Origin of the sequence: Kribbella sp. NBC_00889 (assembly GCF_045207705.1) — a bacterium.
Classification (GTDB): Bacteria; Actinomycetota; Actinomycetes; order Propionibacteriales; family Kribbellaceae; genus Kribbella.
This window is the reverse complement of sequence record NZ_CP108783.1, coordinates 6,761,699-6,781,982: the sequence shown is the minus strand read 5'-3', so window position 1 is coordinate 6,781,982 and position 20,284 is coordinate 6,761,699. Positions and strand designations below refer to the sequence as shown.

General features: G+C 66.8%; 21 protein-coding genes and 1 tRNA gene. 9 read left to right on the top strand and 13 right to left on the bottom strand.

The features are described 5' to 3' along the window. Positions 1-338 precede the first annotated feature (338 nt). Complete coding sequence (locus OG817_RS33170; protein WP_406048652.1) at positions 339-1,181, bottom strand: alpha/beta fold hydrolase; 843 nt, start codon at positions 1,179-1,181, stop codon at positions 339-341. Between the two features lie 98 nt (positions 1,182-1,279). Between OG817_RS33170 and OG817_RS33165 the strand changes: the two genes are divergently transcribed. After that, positions 1,280-1,864, top strand: a complete 585-nt coding sequence (locus OG817_RS33165; RefSeq protein WP_406048650.1) for a TetR/AcrR family transcriptional regulator — start codon at positions 1,280-1,282, stop codon at positions 1,862-1,864. A gap of 776 nt (positions 1,865-2,640) precedes the next feature. On the opposite strand, the gene OG817_RS33160 is transcribed toward OG817_RS33165, so the two are convergent. After that, complete coding sequence (locus OG817_RS33160) at positions 2,641-3,753, bottom strand: alpha/beta fold hydrolase (RefSeq protein ID WP_406048649.1); 1,113 nt, start codon at positions 3,751-3,753, stop codon at positions 2,641-2,643. Positions 3,754-4,099: 346 nt separating this feature from the next. Further along, positions 4,100-5,470, bottom strand: coding sequence for an MFS transporter (locus OG817_RS33155; RefSeq protein WP_406048648.1), 1,371 nt, complete (start codon positions 5,468-5,470; stop codon positions 4,100-4,102). A gap of 182 nt (positions 5,471-5,652) precedes the next feature. Between OG817_RS33155 and OG817_RS33150 the strand changes: the two genes are divergently transcribed. After that, complete coding sequence (locus OG817_RS33150) at positions 5,653-6,174, top strand: MarR family winged helix-turn-helix transcriptional regulator (RefSeq protein WP_406048646.1); 522 nt, start codon at positions 5,653-5,655, stop codon at positions 6,172-6,174. A 172-nt stretch (positions 6,175-6,346) separates the two neighbouring features. Here the strand turns inward: OG817_RS33150 and OG817_RS33145 are convergent, their stop codons facing one another. Then, the gene (locus OG817_RS33145; protein WP_406048644.1) at positions 6,347-6,910 is read right to left on the bottom strand and encodes a TetR/AcrR family transcriptional regulator; all 564 of its coding nucleotides are present in this window, start codon (positions 6,908-6,910) and stop codon (positions 6,347-6,349) included. Positions 6,911-7,090: 180 nt separating this feature from the next. On the opposite strand from OG817_RS33145, the gene OG817_RS33140 reads away from it, so the two are divergent. Then, on the top strand, positions 7,091-7,738 hold the full coding sequence (locus OG817_RS33140; protein ID WP_406048643.1) for a CGNR zinc finger domain-containing protein: 648 nt from the start codon (positions 7,091-7,093) through the stop codon (positions 7,736-7,738). Between the two features lie 86 nt (positions 7,739-7,824). Here OG817_RS33140 and OG817_RS33135 read toward each other — a convergent pair whose 3' ends face one another. The 3 genes from OG817_RS33135 to OG817_RS33125 form a co-directional block, all read right to left on the bottom strand. Continuing rightward, the gene (locus OG817_RS33135) at positions 7,825-8,406 is read right to left on the bottom strand and encodes a TetR/AcrR family transcriptional regulator (protein ID WP_406048641.1); all 582 of its coding nucleotides are present in this window, start codon (positions 8,404-8,406) and stop codon (positions 7,825-7,827) included. 81 nt (positions 8,407-8,487) lie between these two features. Further along, positions 8,488-9,015 carry a cupin domain-containing protein gene (locus tag OG817_RS33130; protein WP_406048640.1) on the bottom strand — a complete coding sequence of 176 codons (528 nt, stop codon included), beginning with the start codon at positions 9,013-9,015 and terminating at the stop codon, positions 8,488-8,490. Between the two features lie 149 nt (positions 9,016-9,164). Next, positions 9,165-10,007 carry an alpha/beta fold hydrolase gene (locus OG817_RS33125; RefSeq protein WP_406048638.1) on the bottom strand — a complete coding sequence of 281 codons (843 nt, stop codon included), beginning with the start codon at positions 10,005-10,007 and terminating at the stop codon, positions 9,165-9,167. A gap of 127 nt (positions 10,008-10,134) precedes the next feature. Here OG817_RS33125 and OG817_RS33120 point away from each other — a divergent pair, with 127 nt between their 5' ends. Then, positions 10,135-11,727, top strand: coding sequence for an FAD-dependent monooxygenase (locus OG817_RS33120; RefSeq protein ID WP_406048636.1), 1,593 nt, complete (start codon positions 10,135-10,137; stop codon positions 11,725-11,727). Between the two features lie 454 nt (positions 11,728-12,181). Here OG817_RS33120 and OG817_RS33115 read toward each other — a convergent pair whose 3' ends face one another. Further along, on the bottom strand, positions 12,182-13,780 hold the full coding sequence (locus OG817_RS33115) for a tyrosine-type recombinase/integrase (RefSeq protein ID WP_406048634.1): 1,599 nt from the start codon (positions 13,778-13,780) through the stop codon (positions 12,182-12,184). 71 nt (positions 13,781-13,851) lie between these two features. Continuing rightward, a complete protein-coding gene (locus tag OG817_RS33110; RefSeq protein ID WP_406048632.1) occupies positions 13,852-13,974 on the bottom strand; it encodes a hypothetical protein in 123 nt (40 codons plus the stop codon). Positions 13,975-14,361: 387 nt separating this feature from the next. Here OG817_RS33110 and OG817_RS33105 point away from each other — a divergent pair, with 387 nt between their 5' ends. Continuing rightward, the gene (locus tag OG817_RS33105) at positions 14,362-15,600 is read left to right on the top strand and encodes an IS110 family transposase (RefSeq protein ID WP_406048631.1); all 1,239 of its coding nucleotides are present in this window, start codon (positions 14,362-14,364) and stop codon (positions 15,598-15,600) included. Positions 15,601-15,657: 57 nt separating this feature from the next. Here the strand turns inward: OG817_RS33105 and OG817_RS33100 are convergent. Beyond that, positions 15,658-15,733 (bottom strand) — tRNA-Lys (locus OG817_RS33100). 166 nt (positions 15,734-15,899) lie between these two features. On the opposite strand from OG817_RS33100, the gene OG817_RS33095 reads away from it, so the two are divergent. The 3 genes from OG817_RS33095 to OG817_RS33085 all read left to right on the top strand — a co-directional run bounded on the left by OG817_RS33095 (position 15,900) and on the right by OG817_RS33085 (position 18,456). Next, complete coding sequence (locus OG817_RS33095; RefSeq protein WP_406048630.1) at positions 15,900-16,559, top strand: hypothetical protein; 660 nt, start codon at positions 15,900-15,902, stop codon at positions 16,557-16,559. Between the two features lie 196 nt (positions 16,560-16,755). Next, on the top strand, positions 16,756-17,655 hold the full coding sequence (locus tag OG817_RS33090; RefSeq protein ID WP_406048629.1) for a transcriptional regulator: 900 nt from the start codon (positions 16,756-16,758) through the stop codon (positions 17,653-17,655). 174 nt (positions 17,656-17,829) lie between these two features. Then, on the top strand, positions 17,830-18,456 hold the full coding sequence (locus OG817_RS33085; RefSeq protein ID WP_406048628.1) for a G5 domain-containing protein: 627 nt from the start codon (positions 17,830-17,832) through the stop codon (positions 18,454-18,456). A 16-nt stretch (positions 18,457-18,472) separates the two neighbouring features. Here OG817_RS33085 and OG817_RS33080 read toward each other — a convergent pair whose 3' ends face one another. Genes OG817_RS33080 through OG817_RS33070 form a run of 3 tightly spaced genes read right to left on the bottom strand, consistent with a single transcriptional unit; the run spans position 18,473 to position 19,711 of the window. Continuing rightward, the gene (locus tag OG817_RS33080) at positions 18,473-18,640 is read right to left on the bottom strand and encodes a hypothetical protein (protein ID WP_360443096.1); all 168 of its coding nucleotides are present in this window, start codon (positions 18,638-18,640) and stop codon (positions 18,473-18,475) included. A 48-nt stretch (positions 18,641-18,688) separates the two neighbouring features. Beyond that, a complete protein-coding gene (locus tag OG817_RS33075; protein ID WP_396391364.1) occupies positions 18,689-19,069 on the bottom strand; it encodes a hypothetical protein in 381 nt (126 codons plus the stop codon). A 54-nt stretch (positions 19,070-19,123) separates the two neighbouring features. Further along, positions 19,124-19,711 carry a TIGR03086 family metal-binding protein gene (locus OG817_RS33070; RefSeq protein WP_406048627.1) on the bottom strand — a complete coding sequence of 196 codons (588 nt, stop codon included), beginning with the start codon at positions 19,709-19,711 and terminating at the stop codon, positions 19,124-19,126. Positions 19,712-19,763: 52 nt separating this feature from the next. On the opposite strand from OG817_RS33070, the gene OG817_RS33065 reads away from it, so the two are divergent. Further along, the gene (locus OG817_RS33065) at positions 19,764-20,189 is read left to right on the top strand and encodes a MarR family winged helix-turn-helix transcriptional regulator (RefSeq protein ID WP_396391366.1); all 426 of its coding nucleotides are present in this window, start codon (positions 19,764-19,766) and stop codon (positions 20,187-20,189) included. Positions 20,190-20,284: the final 95 nt, after the last annotated feature.

The window sequence follows — 20,284 nt, the reverse complement described above, 5'->3', positions numbered from 1 at the left end:
CCCCACGCCAAGTCGATCGGTGGATCGAGGCTAAGAGTGATAGCAAGAAGATGCGCCAGCCCGGCAGCGATGAGTCGTTGCCGTCGGGGTCCATCAGAGTATGTGTGTCTAAGCGCGGATAGATCCGTGAGAGCCCGGGGTCGGTCGTGTGTGGTGACCGCCCCGGACTCTCTCGGGTTCTACATGGTCGACGCCGTCAGGGCGCTCGCTGCACTCGAGTTGACCGGGTCGTTTCGGTCGGCGCGCCAGGTCGATGATCAGGTCGGCGACAGGCTTCCACCCTTTGTGGAACGCGGTGCCGTGGTTGCGGTGGGCGGCGGATGCAGGCGATGCCGCGATCAGGTAGTGACGAAGTCGAGCAGCACCTTGTTGACGTCGGCGGCGTGGGTCCAGAGCAGGCCGTGCGGGGCGCCGTCGATCTCGACGTAGTCGGCCTCGGGGAACGCGGCGTGGAAGGGCCGGCCAGTTGCGTCGATCGGCAGGATGTTGTCGCTGGTGCCGTGCACGATGAGTGCGGGCTTTCCCGATGCGCGCACAGCGGCGACGTCGTCTCGGAAGTCCTCGATCCAAGAGGGCACGACCGCGTAGGCGGCTACGGGAGCGGACACCGTTGCGGTGTTCCAGTTGGCGGTGACCACCTGCTGGCTGACTCGGCTGCCAAGGTTCTCGGCCAGGTTGTAGAAGTTCTCGTAGAACGAGGTGAACCAGGCGTAGCGGTCAGTTCGAGCGGCGTCGATGATGCCGTCGAAAACCTCCTGCGGCACGCCGGTCGGGTTGTCCTCGCGCTGGAGCAGGAACGGTTCCAGTGAAGCCAGGAAGGCGAGTTTGGCGACACGCTCGTGGCCGTAGGCCTTGACGTAGCGGGCAAGTTCGCCGGTGCCCATGGAGAAGCCGACCAGGATCACCTCGCGCAAGTCGAGGGTCTCCAGCAGCGTGTTGAGGTCGGCGGCGAACGTGTCGTAGTCGTAGCCGATACCGACCTTACTGGACCGGCCGAACCCGCGGCGGTCGTAGGTGATGACGCGGAATCCGGCGGCGATCAGCTCGCGGGCCTGTAGCTCCCAGCTGTCGCCGTCGAGCGGGTAACCGTGGATGAGCACCACGGGCTGACCGGATCCATGGTCCTCGTAGTAGAGCTCGATCGGTGCGCGGTTCTCTGTCCCAACGGTGACGGTGGCCATTTCGCAGCTCCAAAGTCTTCGGTGGAGAACGATCGTTCTCCGCTTGCTTGCTACAGTAGGGGAACGACCGTTCTCCAGGCAAGCTGCAGGCAGGAAACATGACCGAGGACACACAAGCCCGTGAGCGACTACTCGAAAGCGCCGACCGGCTCTTCTACGCGCAGGGCGTGCAAGCCGTCGGGATGGATCAGGTCAGAGCCGCCGCCGGCATCTCCCTGAAGCGCATCTACTCACTCTTCGACTCCAAGGATGACCTGCTCGTGGCGGTACTGAATCGCCGCCGCGTCACCTGGGATTCCGGCATCGCAGCGTTCGCTGCCGACGCAGCGACCCCGCGTGAAAAAGTCGTGGCGATCTTCGACTTCCTCGACGCATGGTTCCGTCAGCCTGATTTCCACGGCTGCGCGTTCATCAACGTATTCGGCGAACTCGGTCCAAGCTCACCGAAGGCCACCCGCACCGTGCGCGCACAGAAGAAGGCCTTCCAGCGATACCTATCCGGACTGGTAGCTGAGACCGGTGCCTCCGAAGCCGTCGCCGCCCAAATCGCGATCCTCGTCGAAGGGGCGCAAACTACGGCCGCAATCGCGGGCCGCCCTGATGCGGCCGCCCACGCACGCGCCGCCGCGGAAACCCTCCTCGACGTCGCGGCACAACGCCCCGCGCCGGAGGCCGGATGTTGACTGCCTGCAAGAACCTTGACGCAAGACATTCGTAACGATGTCTTTCACGTAGCCGACGAAGGATGGGCGGCGAGTGGCTGTAGTACTGAGGGTCGTTATCTCGGGTGTTGTCGACGCGCTGGAAGCGATTCTGGGCTTGGTCGCCAGGCGGGTGGATCGCCTGGTGGCGAGGTCTCGTGGACGGTGCTGGATGGACCGTTCGAGCTGCTGGACCTGTTCGCGTTTCTGCTGCATGGCCGGGCTCGTGTGCGACGCGGTGCGGCTGGAAGAGCAGCGTGGGGTGGACGGCGACCGCTGGCACGACGTACCGTGCTGGCCCGCGACGACCAGGTCGGCGGAGGGGGTAACGGGGGGAGGCTCAGGATCGACGTGGCCCCGCCGCCACCCACAGTGGACATCACCGTGAACCGCCATCCGCTGCCGCGCCGCGGCCTTCAGCAGCGCCAGCTCCACTTCGTCGTGGGCCGACCCGATGTGCTCAATGTCCCGCGATCCGCGCCGCGAGGAATACACGATCTGGACCGCGGTCGCACCCGAGGCCGTCTTCACCGTGCGCACGTACGGAGCCACGACCGACAGCCTAGGGACACCCGCTTAGGGCACACATCCAGGCAGCAATCAACACAAACCTGCAGGTGAACGCGCTGAGCTCGGCCGAACGTGGCACAAGTCAGGCGTGCGGCCGGGGTGAAGTCTGTGTCGTTCCAGGGCGCATTCGGCCGTGGTTCCCGACGGGCGGCTGTCGTTGGTCGCAGCGGCAGCCGCCCGAGCGCCGGTTACTGCAGGAACTGCAGGAGGATGTTGGTGAGCTCGGCGGGGTGTTCTTGGTAGAGCCAGTGCCCGGAGTTCGGGATGACTACCCCGGTCACGTTGGTGGCGTACTGGCGGACCCAGGTGGCCTCCCGGGTACCGAGGTTGCCCGAGGCACCGATTGCGAGGACCGGCATGCTGAGCTTGGTCTCCTGGTAGATGGCGTTGTCCTTGACGTCTTGCGGCAGGGTGGCGAACCATTCGATGCTTGCCCGCAGGTGTCCGGGTTGCGCGAGGGCGTGGGCGTAGATTTCCATGTCGCATGCGGTGACGGCGCCCTTGACAACTTCGCTCGTCGGCATGAAGTCGGTGACCCACTGGCGCTCCCGGCCGGTCATCAAGTCCTCGGCCAGGCCGTTTTTCTCGGCGAACAGGCCGAACCACCACAGCCCGGGGCCGTTCGGAGTCAGCGAGGGGAAGGTGTAGATGGTCGGGTCCGGGATCGGGGCCTCGCTGAGCACGAGTTTCACGACGTCGTCGCGATGGGCGGCGGCGTAGGGATAGGCGACTGTGGTGCCGATGTCGTGGGCGACGATCCTGATGTTGTGGCTGAGGCCGAGCTTGACCATGAGCGCGTGGATGTCGGCGGCCATGGCCTTCTTTGTGTAGGTGGCGGTGGGCGCGGGGGCGTCGCTCAGCCCGGCGCCGGGTAGGTCGGGTGCGACGACGGTGTAGTGGCGGGCGAGCGCGGGCAGGATGTGGTTCCACGTGTACCAGGTCTGCGGGTAGCCGTGCAGCAGGAGCAGGGTGGGCCCGTGGCCGCCGCGCACGTAGTTGATGCCGATGCCGTTGACTTTGGCTTTGCGTTCGATGAAGCCGGCCGGGGGTGACGGGTCGACTTGGCAGGCGGGCTGGGCCGTGGGGGCAGCGCCGGCCGGGGCGGATCGGGCGTGGGCGGATCCGGTGTGGGCGGACGCCCCCGGTCCGGCCGTGATGAGCAGCCCGGCGATGCCGGCGGCCGCCGCGATGACGATGGTGAGTGCGCGCATGCTTGTCAGGTGCGCGGCGCGGGTGAGTTTCATTGTCCTGCCTTTCGGTATTTGTGCCAGGTGACGACTGCATTCCTGGCTGAGGAACACTGCGACGTTACGAATGCGGGGGCTTTCCCTCACGTGGGGCAGATGACTGGCGCGGCGCCAGCCGTCGGGTGGTCTGCCATGGGCGGATCTCCTGTCCTGACTGTGTTCCTTGCGGTGACGGTTCTGGCGCCGTCCTGGACATTTCCATGCCACTCGCGGCTGCCGTTTCGTGCGGTCGTTTTCTCCTCTCTTTCTCGTTCTCGTTTCTTTCTCGTTCTCGCCCATGCACCCCTCATGGGAGAGTCAGGTACCTGCCTGTACGGAGTAGGAACCCTTCTCTTAGGCTTTCCTGGGCGATTGGCATCAAAAGGCAGGATTGCGAGCAGTGCCGTGAATGATTCGGTGCTCAGCTTGTGGTGTTGTGTCCCAGCCGCACGGTCATTGCGCAGATGATGGCGGCGATGACCAGGAGTACGCCGTTGACGATGAGCGCGGTGTGCAGGGCGGAGGACATGCTGGCGCCGCCCGCGATCCGGCTAGTGAGGATGACCCCGAGGACGGCGGGGCCGAGGACGGCGCCGTACTGGCGCAGCGCGGTGTTCGCGGCTGCGGCCATGCCGGCGAGGCGATGCGGGACGGCGTTGATGGCGGCGACCGCGACGGCGCTGAGCATGAATGCGTCGGCGACGCCGAGGGTGGCGAGCCTCCACGCGGCAGCCCGGATCGGGGTGTCGGCTTGCATCCCGGTCAGCAGGAACATCGCCACTGAGCCGAGCGCGAGCCCGACGGCGAGGAGCGCGAGAGGTGGCCAGCGGGTCAGCAGTCGTCCGACTAGCGGGTTCGCCACGGCGGTGACGCCGTTGATGAACAGCAATCGCACACCGATGGCAAGTGGTGAGAGGTGTTGCCCGGCACCGAAGAAGAGGCTGAGCAGGAAGATTGTTCCGACGAGCGCGAAAAGTGCGATCAGCGCCGAGAAGCCGGCGGCGCTGAAGGCGGGCGACCGGAAAAGGGACAGGTTCAACAGCGGTGAGCTCGAGCGTGCCTCGACAGCCAGGAACGCGGCGAACGCGACAGCGCCCGCGGCCAGTCCGCTAACGGCCCGAGCCGAGCTCCAACCGGACTGGCCGCCCTCGATCACACCGAAGATGCTGGCGGCGATCGCGATCGTCGCGGTGATCTGGCCGGGCCAGTCCAGGTGGCGGCCGTCCGGCGCCTTTGATTCCGGTAGGCGCAGTGCGGCGAGGGCACCGGCGACGAGGGCGAGCCCCGCGTTGGGTACGAAGACCCAGCCCCATCCGGCGTACCGGAGGATGGTCCCTGAGATCAGCGGTCCGACGGCGATGCCGAGCACGAGTCCGGTCGCCCACAGCGCGACGTAGTGCGCCCGGGCCCGCAGATCGGGTACCGCGTGGGCGATCAGCGCGAGCGTCGTCGGCAGCAGCAGACCGGCGCCGGCGCCGGTCACGGCCTGACCGGTCCACAGCAGATGAAGTGCGGACAGGCCGCTCAACGTGCCGGCGAGTGCGGCGATCAGCGTGCCGAGCACGGTCAACGCCATGCCGATGAGATAGACGCTGCGGCGGCCATGAAGATCCCCGAAGACACCAGCCGAGAGAATCATCGCCGCCATCGGAAGGATGTAGCTGTCACTGACCCACTGCAGGTCCGCCGTCGATGCGCCGGTCGAGGCGCCGATCGTGGTCAGCGAACCGCTGACCGCCGTGATCGGCACATACGTGACGAACACCCCCAAAACGGCCAGCGTGATGGTCACCGCGACAGTACGCGTGCCGGCGTCGCCAGCCTCCCTCCCTTGCCCCTGCGAGTGCGCGGGGGCGATTCGCCCCGCTCTACGTGCGTTCGTCGCCACAGCTAGATCCCTTCACCTTCATTATCTGAACGTGAAGAGAAGATTATCACGACGTTGAGATTCTTCAAGCTGCTATATTTGTTGCCATGTCCACAAGCAGCGCACGACGCGACCGGGTCGACTCGATGCTCGCGTTCCTCGCCACCTTTGAGCCCGAGCGTGACGCCTCCGCGAAGGCGATTGCCTGGCGACTGCGGCGGGCCGCCCGCAAGCTGGACACCGAGGTACGCCGGCGGCTAGCCCCACTCGGCATGGAGCTGTGGGAGCTGGAGATCCTCAGCGGACTGCGCCGCGCGGGCGGCACGCTGACCGTCGGCGAACTGCTGGACGTGGCCCAGCTCACCTCCGGCGCGATCACCAACCGCATCGGACGCCTCGAGCGCAACGGCTACGTCCGACGCGACGTCGACCCCGCTGACCGCCGCCAGGTTCTCGTGACGCTCACCCCCAGCGGCCTCGAACGCCAGCAACAAGCGGTCGAGGCCAACGACGTCGCGGAACAGGAAGTCTTCGCCGCCATCGACCCCGCACTACAACAGCGGCTGTCCGGCGACCTGCGTGAACTGCTACTCGCCATCGAAGGACCAGACCCTACGCCTGAGGTCTGACAGCACCACGCAGGCCAGGCCGTGCCGACGGCCACGCGTCCTCGAGGCCTGGTCGACGCGGAGTGCGCGACCGACTCGCTCACATGTCCGTCAGTAGCGTTGACGGTTGGGCCCAGCTGCTTCTCTGGCGTACGCGGACTACATCGCGTTGCTGGACGTGGCGGGCGAGCTCCTATGGTGTCTGTCTGCGGTCCAATAGGGCCGCGGCCGCGGTGCGCGCCACCGTCGCCGGTGAAGGGTCGTGGTCGGCGCGCGCCGCCACGGCGGCTGCGTCGTACAGCAGGTGCAGTTCGCGGCCCGCTGCCTCGGGATCCGGTACGTCGGCCTCAGCGGCCAGTCCGGTGAGCAGAGCGCGAACCCACGCGCGGTAGTCGGCGTGGGCACGCTCGACGAGACTTCCGTGGGCCGCCTCCGCGCTGGCGGCCAGGAAGGGACAGCCGTTGTAATCCGGTGCGGCGAAGAATTCGCCCTGGATCTCGAAGACCCCGAGCAGTCGCTCGCGGGGGGTGTTGAAGCGGGCCAGCCCCTGGGTGATGGCCTGTTCGATGGAGGTCCGTCGTACGTCGAGGTAGGCGACGACGAGCGCTTCCTTGCTGCCGAAGACGGTGTAGAGCGACTTCTTGGACGCCCCGGCTCGCTTGGAGATGCGGTCGACGCCGACAGTCTGCACGCCCTCGCGGTAGAAGAGCTCGTCAGCTGCGGCGAGGAGGCGTTCTCGCGCACTTGTGCTGTGCATGCAGGTCTCAGCGCGAGACATCGAGCGGCTCGCCGGGGCCGGAGAGTGCGGGCGGACGGTCGCTCCGCTGCCGGTCGTCATGTCGTCGTACTCCGTTCGTGATGCGTGACTGATATGTAAGCCGGTTTACCTCTGTCGCAGCTGATCGCGTCGATGACTGAAGTCAAGTAGACTTTGGTTATGTCATGGATGGCGACCGCGAGATTCGAGGCCCGCTCCGCACCGGCTGGGCTCGCGCTGGTGCAGGAACTGGTCAACACGCACGCCGTCGAACGTGACGGAGCGGACCTGCTCGCCGATCACGCGACGACACAGCAGTGGCTGGAGGTGGCCAGCCGCCAGTGGGCCGGCGAGCGCGGGCTGAAACCACCCGACCCGGCCCTGTCCGAGACAGACCTGCAGGCGCTGCGCGAGCTGCGGGCGAGCGTGCAGGACATGCTCGCGATCCCGCCGGACGAGCGGCCGACCGACCCGGTCGCCGTACCGTCCGCCGTCACCCACCGCGCCCAGGTCTACCTGGTCACCGACGAACAGAACCGGGTGGCCATGGTCCCGGTCGGCGCAGGTGCCGGCTGGCTCGCGTCGGCCGTCTGGTCGGAGATCCTGCTGGCCCAGCGCACCGGCACCTGGTTCCGGCTCAAACTGTGCCGCGAGCCCGGGTGCGTCTCCGCCTTCTACGATGCCTCCCGCAACGGCAGCGGCGTCTGGCACAACGTCCGCAGCTGCGGCAACATCGCGAACCTGCGCGCCTCCCGCACCCGCAAGAAGAAACACTCCGCGGCCGACGGCACCGGCAACAGCGCGGGAAATGTTGCCTCGACGAACTAGGCGTGACCGCGCGCCCGAGCGCGCGAACCCCACGAGTTGGTCGGCCAGCCGCCTGGCCAGCAGGGAACCGCTCAAGTTCGAACCCGTCAGGGTCCGTCCGGGATCGACTGCAGGGCTGTTCTGAGGACGGCGTCGAGTATCGCCTGAGCCTGGTCGCCTGAGGGGAGGGCTCGCGCGATCGTGATGGCGCCCACGATCGAGGCGACGAGGGCCCAGGCCTGCTGCGCCTGTTCCTCCTCGGTGCCGGGCATGGCGGGGGCCAGGGTGGCGATCACATCGACCATCCGGCGGCTGTATACCTCGCGGACGGAGTCGCCCGCCCGTGCCACGTCCGCGCTCAGTGACGGCATCACGCAGCCGTGTCCGGGGTCCACGCGGTGCAGGTCGCTGAGGTAGACGCGGAGAACATCGCCGAGCAGGCGTCGCCGCTCGGCCGGCTCCTTGTCGGCGAGGCCGGCGAACTCGATGCCCAGTTGCGTGGCCACGACCTCTTCGAGGACGGCTTCCTTGTTGGCGAAGTTGGAGTAGACGGCCCCCGAGGTGACCTGGGCCGACGCGGCCAAGCCGTCGACCCCGACGCCGTGGAAGCCGTTCTCCTTGAGCGTACGGCCGGCCTCCTGCACGATCGCGGCCTTGGCCTGCGCTCTGTGCTCCTTCGTGTACCTCATCCCGGCCTCCTTCATGTCTCCGGGCGCCCGGACTTTAGCGTAGCGCTCGCTATATAACGAGCGCTACACCAAGTGCGTCGATCACGCGCGTCCAGGTGAAGGCGGCAGAACGGTGTCGTGCGTCGAGAGCAACCCGAGCATGCGCTCGTCAATTCGCTCGGGTCCCCAGGGCTGCACCTGGACGCCGGGCTGCGGCTCGTCGTCGCCCTCCACGAACATTGCCTCCGCGCCACCGGGTGTGTAGATGAACACGAGCGTGGCGGGGCGGATGCCCGGGTTGTGGAAGCGGTGGACGTTGCCGCGCGGCAGGAACACCACATCACCGCTCGACGCGGTGAAGGTCTCGTCGCCGCTCAGGAACTCCAACTCGCCGTTGACCACGTAGAACGTCTCGTCGGTCCGCTCGTGGATGTGCGGCGGCGGCCCGCCGGCCGGCGGCACCATCGCCTCGACCAGACCGATCTGCCCGCCGGTCTGCTCACCGGAGAGCACGACCGCGTAGAGGTCACCGTTGAACCGGGCCGTCGCCCCGTCCTTGTTCGGGACGTAGAGTCCGCCCTTCTTTGCGTACTCCAGGTCAGCGCTGCCTTCCGGCACGCTAAAAGTCATCTTGGATCCAATCAACCGTTGATGCGTCGCCGGGTTGCAGCACACCGGGGCGCGTTCGGAATGGGAAGTCACCGCCGACCCAGCTCCTGCCGGACAGCTCGCGATTCAGCCGCCAGGCCGGAGCTGGGTCGTGGATGACTTCCGGGTGTTCAGTGGCGCAGGAATTCCAAGGTCTGCTGCACGAAGAGGTCGTGGTGTTGGAAGATGCCGCCGTGTCCGGCGTCGGGGTAGATGCTCAGTTGGGCGTTGGGGAGTAGCTGTGCCAGCTCGAAGGAGTTGATTGTCGGCAGCATGATGTCCTCGTCGCCGTTCACGACCAGGGCGGGCTGCGTGACGGTCGCCAGTTCGGCGGGTGAGGTGCCCTGCTCCCATTTGGCGAGCGCGGCGATCTGGGCGCCGATCGACTCGTTCGTCATTGGCGTGTCCCGGTCCTGCGTGATGCGTTCGTCGAGGCGGGCCAGGAAGGCGTCGGCGGCTGCCTGACTGGTCGGCGTAGGCGAGAAGAACAGGATGTGCTTGGGGTGCTTGCCCTGGTTCGTCGCCTGCTGAATGGCGCTCTGGAGCAGGGGGCCGGCGTTCGCCCCACCCTTGCCGCCGGCGGGGCTCGTTCCGGCCAGAACGAGGCGCCGGACGAGGTCCGGACGCTTCTGGGCAACGAGCTGGGCGACCATGCCACCCAGGGAGAAGCCCACCAGATCGACTGTGCCCAGTCCGAGGGCCTCGAGGAACGCAACAGCGTCGTCGGCCATGGCCTCGACGTTGTCGGGCGTCGTACCTCCGGATCGGCCGACGCCGCGGTTGTCGAACGCGATCACCTGCCGCTCGGAGGCGACGCCATCGATCACCGCAGGGTCCCAATCGTCCAGCACAGCCGTCAGGTGGTGCAGGAATAGGACCGGTACGCCGCCTTCGGTGCCCACCTCCCGATAGGCGAAGGGGACTCCGTTGACATCGACCGTGACGGTCGACGCGTCCTTGTAGCTCACTGTCATCTCTTCACTCTCCAACTTGTGCCGCCGTGTCGGGGGCAGACTCGATGTCGTAGGATAACGACCTCTATATAACGAACGTTATCCTATGCTGCCAGCGTTGCACCAACCGGAGAGTGAAGGGTCACAGATGCGATACACCTACGAGCGCGAAGTCACCGGTTCGACGAAGGTCCAGGTACTGGTAGTGGGAGCCGGACCGGTGGGGTTGGTCGCCGCCTGCGATCTGGCGCGCAGGGGCATCGGGGTGCGTGTCATCGACGCCGCCGACGGATCGTCTTCAGGTTCTCGCGCCAAAGGGCTACAGCCCCGCAGCCTCGAAGTGCTTGATGACCTCGGTGTGGTCGGACGGATCATGGCGTCTGGACGCTCCCGGACGCCGATACGCAAGTACGAGGGCACGACTGTCCTGGGAACGAGCGAGGTGAACCCTGATGCCCAGGAACCGAGCTGCTCCACCCCCTACACCCGCACCATGCTGATCCCGCAGTGGCGCGTGGAGGAGGTGCTGCGCGAGCGGCTCGGGGAACTGGGCGTGACCGTGGAGTACGGGTCGCGGCTTGTGGGACTCGAGCAGGACGGCGAATACGCCCATGCCACCATCCAGAAGGGGGGCGAGCGTGAGAACGTCTCCGTCCCCTATGTCGTGGGCAGCGACGGGGCGTTCAGTGATGTGCGAAAGCTTGTCGGCGTCGGCTTTCTGGGGCAGACGGACGAGACAGTCAGAATGCTGACCGGCGATGTCGAACTGAGCGGCTTGGACCGCGACTTCTGGCACTGGTGGCCCAGCCCCGACGGGAAGCTCCTGGCGCTGTGCCCGCTGGCGTCGACGGACACCTTCCAGATCCAGATCGGTGTGTCCGCCGATGCCGCGGAGGAGTTCTCGCGGGAGGAGATTCAGAGCCTGATCGACCAGCGGAGCGGGCGAAACGATATCCACGTCCGGCGCGTGGTGTCCCAGTCCGTTTGGCGTTTCAACGTGCGGATGGTCGACCGGTACAGGGTGGGCCGGGTCTTCCTCGCCGGTGATTCGGCCCATGTCCACTCGCCGGCAGGTGGGCTGGGAATGAACACCGGTATCCAGGACGCATACAACCTCGGCTGGAAGATCGCTCACGTGCTGGGCGGAGCCCCGGAAGCACTCCTCGATACCTACGAGGAGGAACGGCTCCCCATCGCCGCCGACATTCTGAGTCTCTCCTCGAAGCTCATCTCCGAACGTCTCCAAGGGGGCGTGCCGGGTGAGGGGCGAAGCACCGACACCTTGCAACTGCATCTGAACTACCCCGCCAGCGCACTCAACGACGGCCTCGCGCGATCTGGTGCCGTCGTGAACCCGGGGGACCGGGCACCGGACTCGCTGGTCCAGTCAGCCGACGGCAACGCCGCCCGGTTCTTCGACCTCTTCCGCGGTCAGCACCTGACCGCGCTCGCCTTCGGGCCGCAGAGCCGCAAGACCGCCCAGGTTCTCGCCGAACGCTTTCCCCGGGAACTGCGGTCGTTCGCTGTCCTACCGCCCGATTCCCCCCACGCCGGCCTGGATGCGACCTCGATGATCGACCACGAGGGCCACGCCCACCGCGACTACGGCATCGACGGCGACACTCTCCTGATCGTGCGGCCTGACGGTTACGTCGGCATGCGTGTCACCGACCCGGACCAAGTCCACGCCTTGGACTACCTCGGACGAATGCTCCCTCCAGGAAGACCAGTCAGCAGCTGAACCAACCGGTCTGATGCGATCGTCTTCGTTGGGACGGTGGCACTCATGCCAGGGAAGTAATACGAGCGGGCCAGGGCCAAGGCGGTCCAGTTGATACCGAGCAACGGGGCGACTACGCCAATGAGTGGGAAGGCGATGAACACGGTGGCCGGCCGGCTGGGGATGATACCGGCAGCTACAGTAACCGCTGCGGCAGCGTGGAGTCATTCGTGGAGCGAACTGCCCGGTACGGATGAGAAATACGGGCACCAGAGATAGGTTCCTTGCAACGAATCACGCCTGAAGACGGCAGATGTGACGGTGACCTTCCTCCTCGTAATGAGAAGGTCGTCGGATCGATCCGACAGGCCCTAACCGCTCGGAGACGCCGTGATCCCGCAACACGTTTGCCTACCGGCCCGCAGGGAGGACGGGAAGCTGACTTCGCGCTTCAGCGTCCATGGCCTCATGTCGGCTATCGAGTCGCCACAAAGGTTGTCACCGCATCCGTGGAGCCCGCCAACCTGACGACGAGTTCGTAGTCGCCGATGTCGGTTAGGTTGCCGCCGCTACGCCGGATCGCGCCGACAAGGAGCTGGCGGAGATCTAAGGTGTCTTCGGGATCGGCCTCGGCGCGGAACTTGGCGATTGTGTCGCCGAGGAGACGGACTTCGAGGTCGAGTGGCCGAAGCTGTCCGTCGGACATGCGTCCCTCGTCAGTGTGACTGATGGTTGGTTCAACGGTGGGTGGGGCTGCGGCTGGAGCGACGTGCTTCACGAGGGTGCGGCGGCCGGAGTTGAGCTCCACAAGGCCCCACTCGTCGAGGAGCTTGACTGCTCGTTGTGCTGTTGAGACCGAGGTGCCGTGGATTGCCGCGAGCTCCTTGACGGACGGGATGGGGAGGCCCGGGCGGAGTGCACCTTGGAGGATCTGAGCTCGCAGGTCTACGGCGATCTTTTCGTACGGGCTCGTAGGGTTCAGCTCTTTGACGGCGACGGGTGATGCTCCGGAGATCCCGGGTCGGATAGGCATGCGCGAGGCAAGGGCGCCGGAAGCGCGTTGGTCGGATTCGGAAACCCAGGCGGTGTAGGCGCGGAGAGTAGTGGTTCCGCCGCCGCCATGGCCCAGGCGGCCTGCGACGGTTCGGATATCGACGCCGCCGGCGATGAGCTCGGTGGCTGAGTAGTGGCGGAGCTTGTGGAGGGTCGTCTTGATTCCGAGGCGGTTGGCGAGCTTGCTGTATCGCTGGGTGACGGAGTCCGGGATCAGGTGCGTGGATCCGTCTGGAGCCAGCGAGAAGACGAAGGAGTCGTCGGCGAGCTCGAGCTGGAGTGCCTCGGTTCGGGCGTAGGCGCGTGCCTTGTGTTCGCGTAGGAGCTCGATGGTGTCGGGGTCGAGGGTGATGCGGCGGTCCTGGTGGGCTTTGGTGCCTTTCTCCCACTTCTTCCCGCTGCGTTGGCCGATCGCCTTCTCCAGGTGGAGTACGGCGTTGTCCAAGTCGATGTGGTGCCAGCGGATCGCGCAGAGTTCGCCGCGGCGTTGGCCGGTGATCATCATCAGCCAGATGAGGTCTCCCCAGTCGGGGTCTTTGTAGGCCTCGTTGATGATGCGGGCGGCTTGTTCGGGAGTCGGCGGCCGCGGGTTGCCCTTCGGGGCCGCGGGTGGTTCGGCGTCTGCGATCGGGTTGGTCGTGACCCACTTCCAGCGGACCGCGCGACGCAGAGCGCCGTACAGGATGAAGTGGATCTGGCGGATCGTCGAGGCCGCAAGCGGCTTGCACGTGTGCGGGCGGCAGCGCTCGTCGCACTCGTGCTTGCGAGTGGTTCTGTGGTCGATCTGCCCCTTGGTGTTCCTGCAGTGGTCGCGGCACCGGCGGAGCTCGGCGTACAACGAGTCCATGATGCCCGCGTCGAGGGAGCCGACCTTCAGGTCGCCGAGGAGTGGGCGGATGTGCTTGTCGGCGTAGCCCTTGTAGACGTCGAGGGTGTTGAACTCGAGATCGGCTTCGGACAGGTACTTGTCGAGCAGCTGGTTGACCGTGGCCTTGGTGCGCGGGTTACGGCGCTCGTACACCTGGTTGAGCAGCCGGACGCGGGTTTCCTCGGCCAGCTTCTCGGCGTCCGGGCCGGCCGGGATGACCTCGGTCAGGTCGTGACGCCGCTTCGAGACCGGGTCGATGCCGCATACACGCGCACTCTGATGGCGCCGCTCGGCAGTGCATCGATGCCGCCGCGATCGCGCTTCTTGCGACCATTCGCCTTGGCCATGCGGGCAAGACTAGACCCAACCTGCGTCACGAACCGTGTCACGACGCGGGTTCGAGAGGCTAGCTGACCTCCTCAGAGGAGTGGCCTCTGACTTGTTTCTGCAGGTCAGCAACGCGGCGCCGTCTTCGAGGCGCACCATGGTGCGCGAAGATTCGGCGCCGCTGTGTTGCTGGGGGTTGTTGGTGGGGTTGAGACTGGTGGGGTTCGTCGTGGTCGACCCCGTATTCCTCTGTGGTGCCGGTGAGCCTGTAGGTCAGCATGGTGGTGGAGGGCTTCCACGGGAACCGTGGATTGGTGCCATCGAGCCCGAGCGTCAGACTTTGAAGTCTTCCCTGCCCTCCCCGCGACGGACGCTTCAGGTGGAGTCGTGGGAAGGGGTTGGTGGCGATGGAAGTGGTGCATGCGCGGTGTGCCGGGCTGGACATCTCGAAGAAGGATGCGAAGGTGTGCGTCCGGATCGCCGGCGCGGGTCGGCGCAAGACGGTGGAGACGGTCACGACGTGGGCCTCGATGACCGGCCAGATCCTGGCGCTGCGCGAGCATCTGGCCGCGCAGCGGGTCACGTGCGTGGTGATGGAGGCGACCAGCGACTACTGGAAGCCGTTCTATTACCTGCTCGAGGACCTGCCCGGGGTGGAGGTGCTGCTGGTCAACGCCCGCCACGTGAAGACGGTCCCGGGCCGCAAGACCGACGTCGCGGACGCGACCTGGCTGGCGCAGTTGGGTGCGCATGGGCTGGTGCGGGGCTCGTTCGTGCCGCCGGCCGAGATCCGGCAGTTGCGGGATCTGACCAGGGCACGGACGGCGATCACCCGTGAACGCGCCCGGGAGGCGCAGCGGCTGGAGAAGCTGCTCGAGGACGCCGGCATCAAGCTGTCCGCGGTCGCTTCCGACATCCTCGGGGTGTCGGGGCGGGCGATGCTGGAGGCCCTGATCGCCGGCGATCGCGACCCGGCCGCCCTGGCTGACCTGGCCAAGCGGCGGCTGCGGGCGAAGATCCCCGAGCTGACCGAGGCGCTCAACGGGCGGTTCGGCGAGCATCACGCGTTCCTGGCCCGGGTGCACCTGGACCTCATCGACCGCCACACCGCCGCGATCAACCAGCTCACCGCCCGGATCGAGCAGGTGATCGAGCCCTTTCAGGCCTTCCGGGCACTGATCTGCACCATCCCCGGGATCGCCACCCTGACCGCCGACGTGATCGTCGCCGAGACCGGCGCCGACATGAGCCGCTTCCCCACCGCCAAACACCTGGCCGCCTGGGCCGGCACCACACCGGGGAACAACGAATCCGCCGGGAAGGTGAAGTCCAGCAAGACCAGACCCGGCAACCCCTACCTGCAAGGCGCCCTCGGTGCCGCGGCCATGGCCTGCGCCCAGAACCCGCGCACCTACTACGGCGCCCGCTACCGCCGCATCGCCAGCCGCCGCGGACCCAAGAAAGCCAACGTCGCGATCCAGCACTCCATGCTCATCGCGATCTGGCACATGGCCACCACCGGCACCCTCTACAACGACCCCGGCGCCGACTACTACACCCGACTCAACCCCGAACGCACCCGCACCCGAGCCATCCGACAACTCCAAGCCATGGGCTACCACGTCACCCTCGACACTGCGTCCTAAACGCCTCCGACGCGAAGCCCACCGTGGTGAATCTTCGCGTCAGAGGCCACTTTCTGATGGTAGGCCCCGTGGGACTCGAACCCACAACCCGCGGATTAAAAGTCCGCTGCTCTGCCAGTTGAGCTAGAGGCCCTCTCACGAGGGGTGAGGGGAACAGTGTGTCAGGTTTGTCCAGGTGGTTGCTCGGTGGGGGCCGAGGTGGTTACGGCTGGTGACTGTTCGGGTGGGAGTGGTGGGCGTACTCTCGGCCTAGGGGGAAGGGCGTGCGTGGGGGCGTGCGCTGGGGTCAGGGGGACTCGATGGGGGTTGTGGAGCGGGCGGCGATCGCCGGGTTGCATGCGGAAGTGGTGAACGCCTGGAAGGGGATCGTCAGCGAGGCGAGCACGCTCGGGCTGGCGGACCGGATCGTGATCTCGGTGAAGCTGAAGGCACGGGCGGACGCGTTGGCGGTGCACGAAGGGCTGGTCCGGGACGCGGGGGACCTGGCCACTGACGTACGGGCGTTCGCGACGGCCGTGAAGATGCAGAATCCGCTGACCGGGGTGGTCTGGGGGACCGGGCTGGCCTCTGGGGTGCTGGGGTTCTTCGGATGGTGGTCGTTCGTGGCCTTGCGGACCGCGTGGTCCGACACCGAGGGCGGTATGGCGCAGACGACGGCGGCGGTGATCGGTGTGTTGACCGTGGCGTCCGGAGTCGTGATCGTGGCTGTGGTTCGCGCCGCGGTGATCGCGGCGCAGGCGGCATTGCAGACGCTCGACGACTTCAGCGCCAAGGAGCACCCGTCCGCCGAGCTGCTGCGCGAGGTACGGCCCGCGGAGGAACGGTTGTTCGCCGTGTTCCGGCAGCGGGTGCCGGAGCCGCCGATCACCGCCGGGCCGTTGATCGTGCTGGGAGTCGTCGGGCTGCTCGCCGGCGTCCTCTTCGCGGCAATGACGGGCGTCGGCGCGTCGTCGGCCTAAAGGGTGACCCCGAGCCGTCGACCTGAAGGGTGACCCCCGAGCCGATTACGCTGTGTATTGCACAGTAGTCAGAGCGGTCGCGCTGGGGGTGTCGACTGGCGTGCTCGCTTCCTCGGGGGAGGAAGACGATGGGTTTCCGGATCCACTTCCGTTGCGCCGACCTGGCGCGTACGACGATCGGCCGCACGCCCGATCCATGTGGGAAGTGCTGCTCGGCATGCACATGCTGCAGACCGAGGACGAACCGTCGGTCTTCGGGGCGTGGCGGCAGCGGGCCAGGGCGAAGCTCACCGAGCTCGAGCGTGAGCTGCTCGTCCTCGCACCACCGATCGGGTACTCGCCGGACTTTCTCACACCGGCCGCGTCGGTGAACGGTCTCGACGCCGGGCTGGCCGCTGTGGCGGCAACGCCGCAACACCAGTTGGAGCAGGAACTGCGGCGGTTGTCGGGCGAGGTTCGCGTGCCGGGCTGGACGCGACGTCTTGCGGCCGGGGATCCCGGCGTACTCAAGAAGGTGTGCGAAGGCCTGAAACACTTCCACCGCACCAAGGTCGCGCCGCAGCTGCCGTCGATGTCGCCGACGATCGCGCGCGACGTGAAGCTGCACAGCGACACCGTGACGACTGGCGGCTTCGAGAAGCTGGCGAAGACGCTGCATCCCGCGATGCAGTGGGGTCCGCCGGTGCTGCACGTCGACATGCGCCACATCAACCGGGATCTGTACCTGCGCGGCCGCGGCCTGCGCCTGGTCCCGTCGTTCTTCTGCTGGCGGCATCCGATCATGCCCGCCGACCCGGACCTGCCGCCGGTCCTCGTCTACCCGGTGACGCACGACCCGGCCTGGTCCGAGCCGACCGGGCAACCCGCCGATCCGGAACGGGCCCTGTCCGACCTCCTCGGTCGTACGCGGGCCGCCGTACTGCGAGGCATCTCGGTAGGCGCGTGCTCCACCAGCGACCTGCCGCACGCGCCGGCATCTCACTGGCATCGGCCAGCGAACACGCACGAGTCCTGCATCGCACCGGCGTCGTCACCACCCGCCGGGCCGGCAACGCGGTCCGCCACACGATCAGCCCGATCGGCACCCACATCCTGACCGGCACCCAGGCCTGAACCCGCTACCGGACGGTCACGTCACAAAACCGAGTCGGTTCGGCCGCTGCCTCTCGCGGCGCGATCCATCGCAGTGGTATGGATCAGTCTTCGCCCGGGAAGTCCGGGTGCTGACAATCCCGCCGCGGGGGGAACCGACGGCGGGTTGGGGGGAATCGTGCATTTGTATCGTGCTGCGCTAGCAGCCGGCAGCGTGCTGGCTATCGGCGTACTCGCCACTGGTTGCGGACCGGCTCCGAGTACGACGGAGGTCGCCCAACCAACTGTGGTCGTGAGCACCGAGGCGACACCAACACTGGAGACCACGGCCACACCAACTCCCACGGTCACGGCGCCGAAGCCACCGCCCACCACGAAGACAACGGTGACGACCAAGAAGACCGTCGTCGAGCTCCGCAGCATCCCGTTCAAGAAGAAGACGGTGACGGATTCGTCGATGCCGAAGGGCGAGACGACCATCCGGACCACGGGTGTGAACGGGACCCGCAAGCTGACCTATCAACTCACCTACGTGAACGGCGTCCAGACGGACAAGGACCTGCTGCGGGATCAGGTGTCGAAGGAGCCGCGCTCGCAGGTGACCGCGGTCGGCACCAAGGTCGAGCAGCCGGAGTCGTCCGGCTGTGACCCGAACTACACCGGCTGCGTCCCGATTGCCAGTGACGTCGACTGTTCAGGTGGCAGCGGCAACGGACCGGAGTACGTCGCCGGCCCGGTCCGCGTGATCGGCAGCGACATCTACGGCCTCGACAGCGACGACGACGGCGTCGGCTGCGAGGACTAGCGGGGACGGGGGAGGCTTAGGTCGTCTGGTTGTGATCGCGGCGGGCGCTGAGAATGCTCGCCGCGATCGCCCCCATGATCAGCAGGACTCCGATCAACTGCAGTCCCGGCGAGTCGTCCGATGCTCCGTAGATGACACCGGCAGCGCCGAGCGCGACCGTCACGACAGCAACGACGTACTTCATCAAGACCTCCCGACACCCGACAGGAACTCATCGAGTATCACCCGAATCCTATCGACTATCAATAGGCTCCCAGGAGAATCGGGGTCCACGCCAGTGCTTGTAGACGAGCGTCCGCTCCGAAGGTGCGTCGCCGGAGAAGCTGAGACCGACCTCGCCGGTGGAGCTGCTGACCACCAGGCTGGCCAGAGATGGCTCGTCGCGGCGGTGGCAGTCCTCGGAGAGCAGGTCGAGGAGGCGCCCCAGCCCGTTGATGGCGTGCGGGATGCCGAGGTCGGTCTTCATGGAGCCGTAGGTTGCCGTGCCGCCGGTAGTGGCTACCCCGATGAGGTAGGAACGCATCCGGGGTAGCCACTCGACGTCGGCCGGGGTGACGGTGACGTTCCGGCCTTTGATCGGGAGGATCTCTCCGCGGTTCAACAGCAGGTCCATGGCCCGATCGTGACACGGCGGGTCCTCCAGCGCAGCAGGCTGGAACCGGTGAGATCAGTGCGGCCAGGAGGGGTTGCGGCCGAGGTGGGCGACGATCTGGTCCAGCGGGCTGTCGCCGTTCCACGGCAGCGCGGGGGAGAAGGGCGTGCCGGGGGCCAGGCGGATTTCGCCGGTGGGTACGACGTTGGCGACGGTCTGCGCGGCCGACAGGACCTCGGGGGTGAAGGTGACGGTGGTGCCGAGGGTTGCGGCGACGTCCCAGGAGTGCACGACGTAGTCGATGAAGTGGAAGCTGATCGCCTGGTGGCCGGGGAAGTCTGAGCCGAACTCGGTGAGCGGGAACGTCCGCTCGGTCACGCCCTCCTCGGCGAACGCGGCCAGCACGTGCTCGGCCGACGCGATGTAGGCCTTGGCCGGCTCGTCGCCCAGGTCGCGAAGCTTCCACAGTGCTTCGCCGCTCTCGCCCCGGGAGGCGGCGGCGAAGCCGTAGTGCTGCGTCGCCATGTGGGCGAGCAGGCCGTACAGAGTCCAGGCCCGGCAGGGCGTCGGCTTGGACAGGTCGGCATCGGTGATCCGCGTGGCGAGGTCGATGCTGGCCCGGACCGCCGCGGCGTCAAGGGATACGTAATCAACAGTAGGCATTCGCACATCATATGCGCGAGCGTATGATTGCGCCAGTGCTATCTTCGGCAGCGTGACCGCTGCGGACGAGCGCCCCGATCTCGCCGCGATGCTGTATCCGTTGGTGCGGACGCTCATCGCGGAGGAGATGCCGGTGCTCGCCGAGCACGACGTCTCGATGTGGGGCTACTCCGTGCTCGTCGCCCTGGACGAGACCCCGGTGCGCACGCAGTCCGCCCTGGCGGAGGCGATCGGCGCCGACAAGTCCCGCATCATCGGCACCCTCGACGAACTGCAGGATGCCGGCCTGATCGAGCGGACGCCGGACCCCGACGACCGCCGGGTCCGGCTGTTGTCGATCACCGCGAAGGGCCGTCGGGTACGACGCTCTGTCCGCAAGGGCATCCGGGTTCGCGAGGACCGGCTGCTGGCCAAGCTCCCGGCCGCCGACCGCCAGGGCTTCCTCCGCGCCCTCCGTGCACTCCACACCTCGAAGTAAGGCTTTCCTTACCAAGTGTGAGGCGGGGTCGCAACCGATTCGGGGTGTGATCTTCTCGTCACAATCCGTTGAATCGAACGCGGCCGTCGATCGTG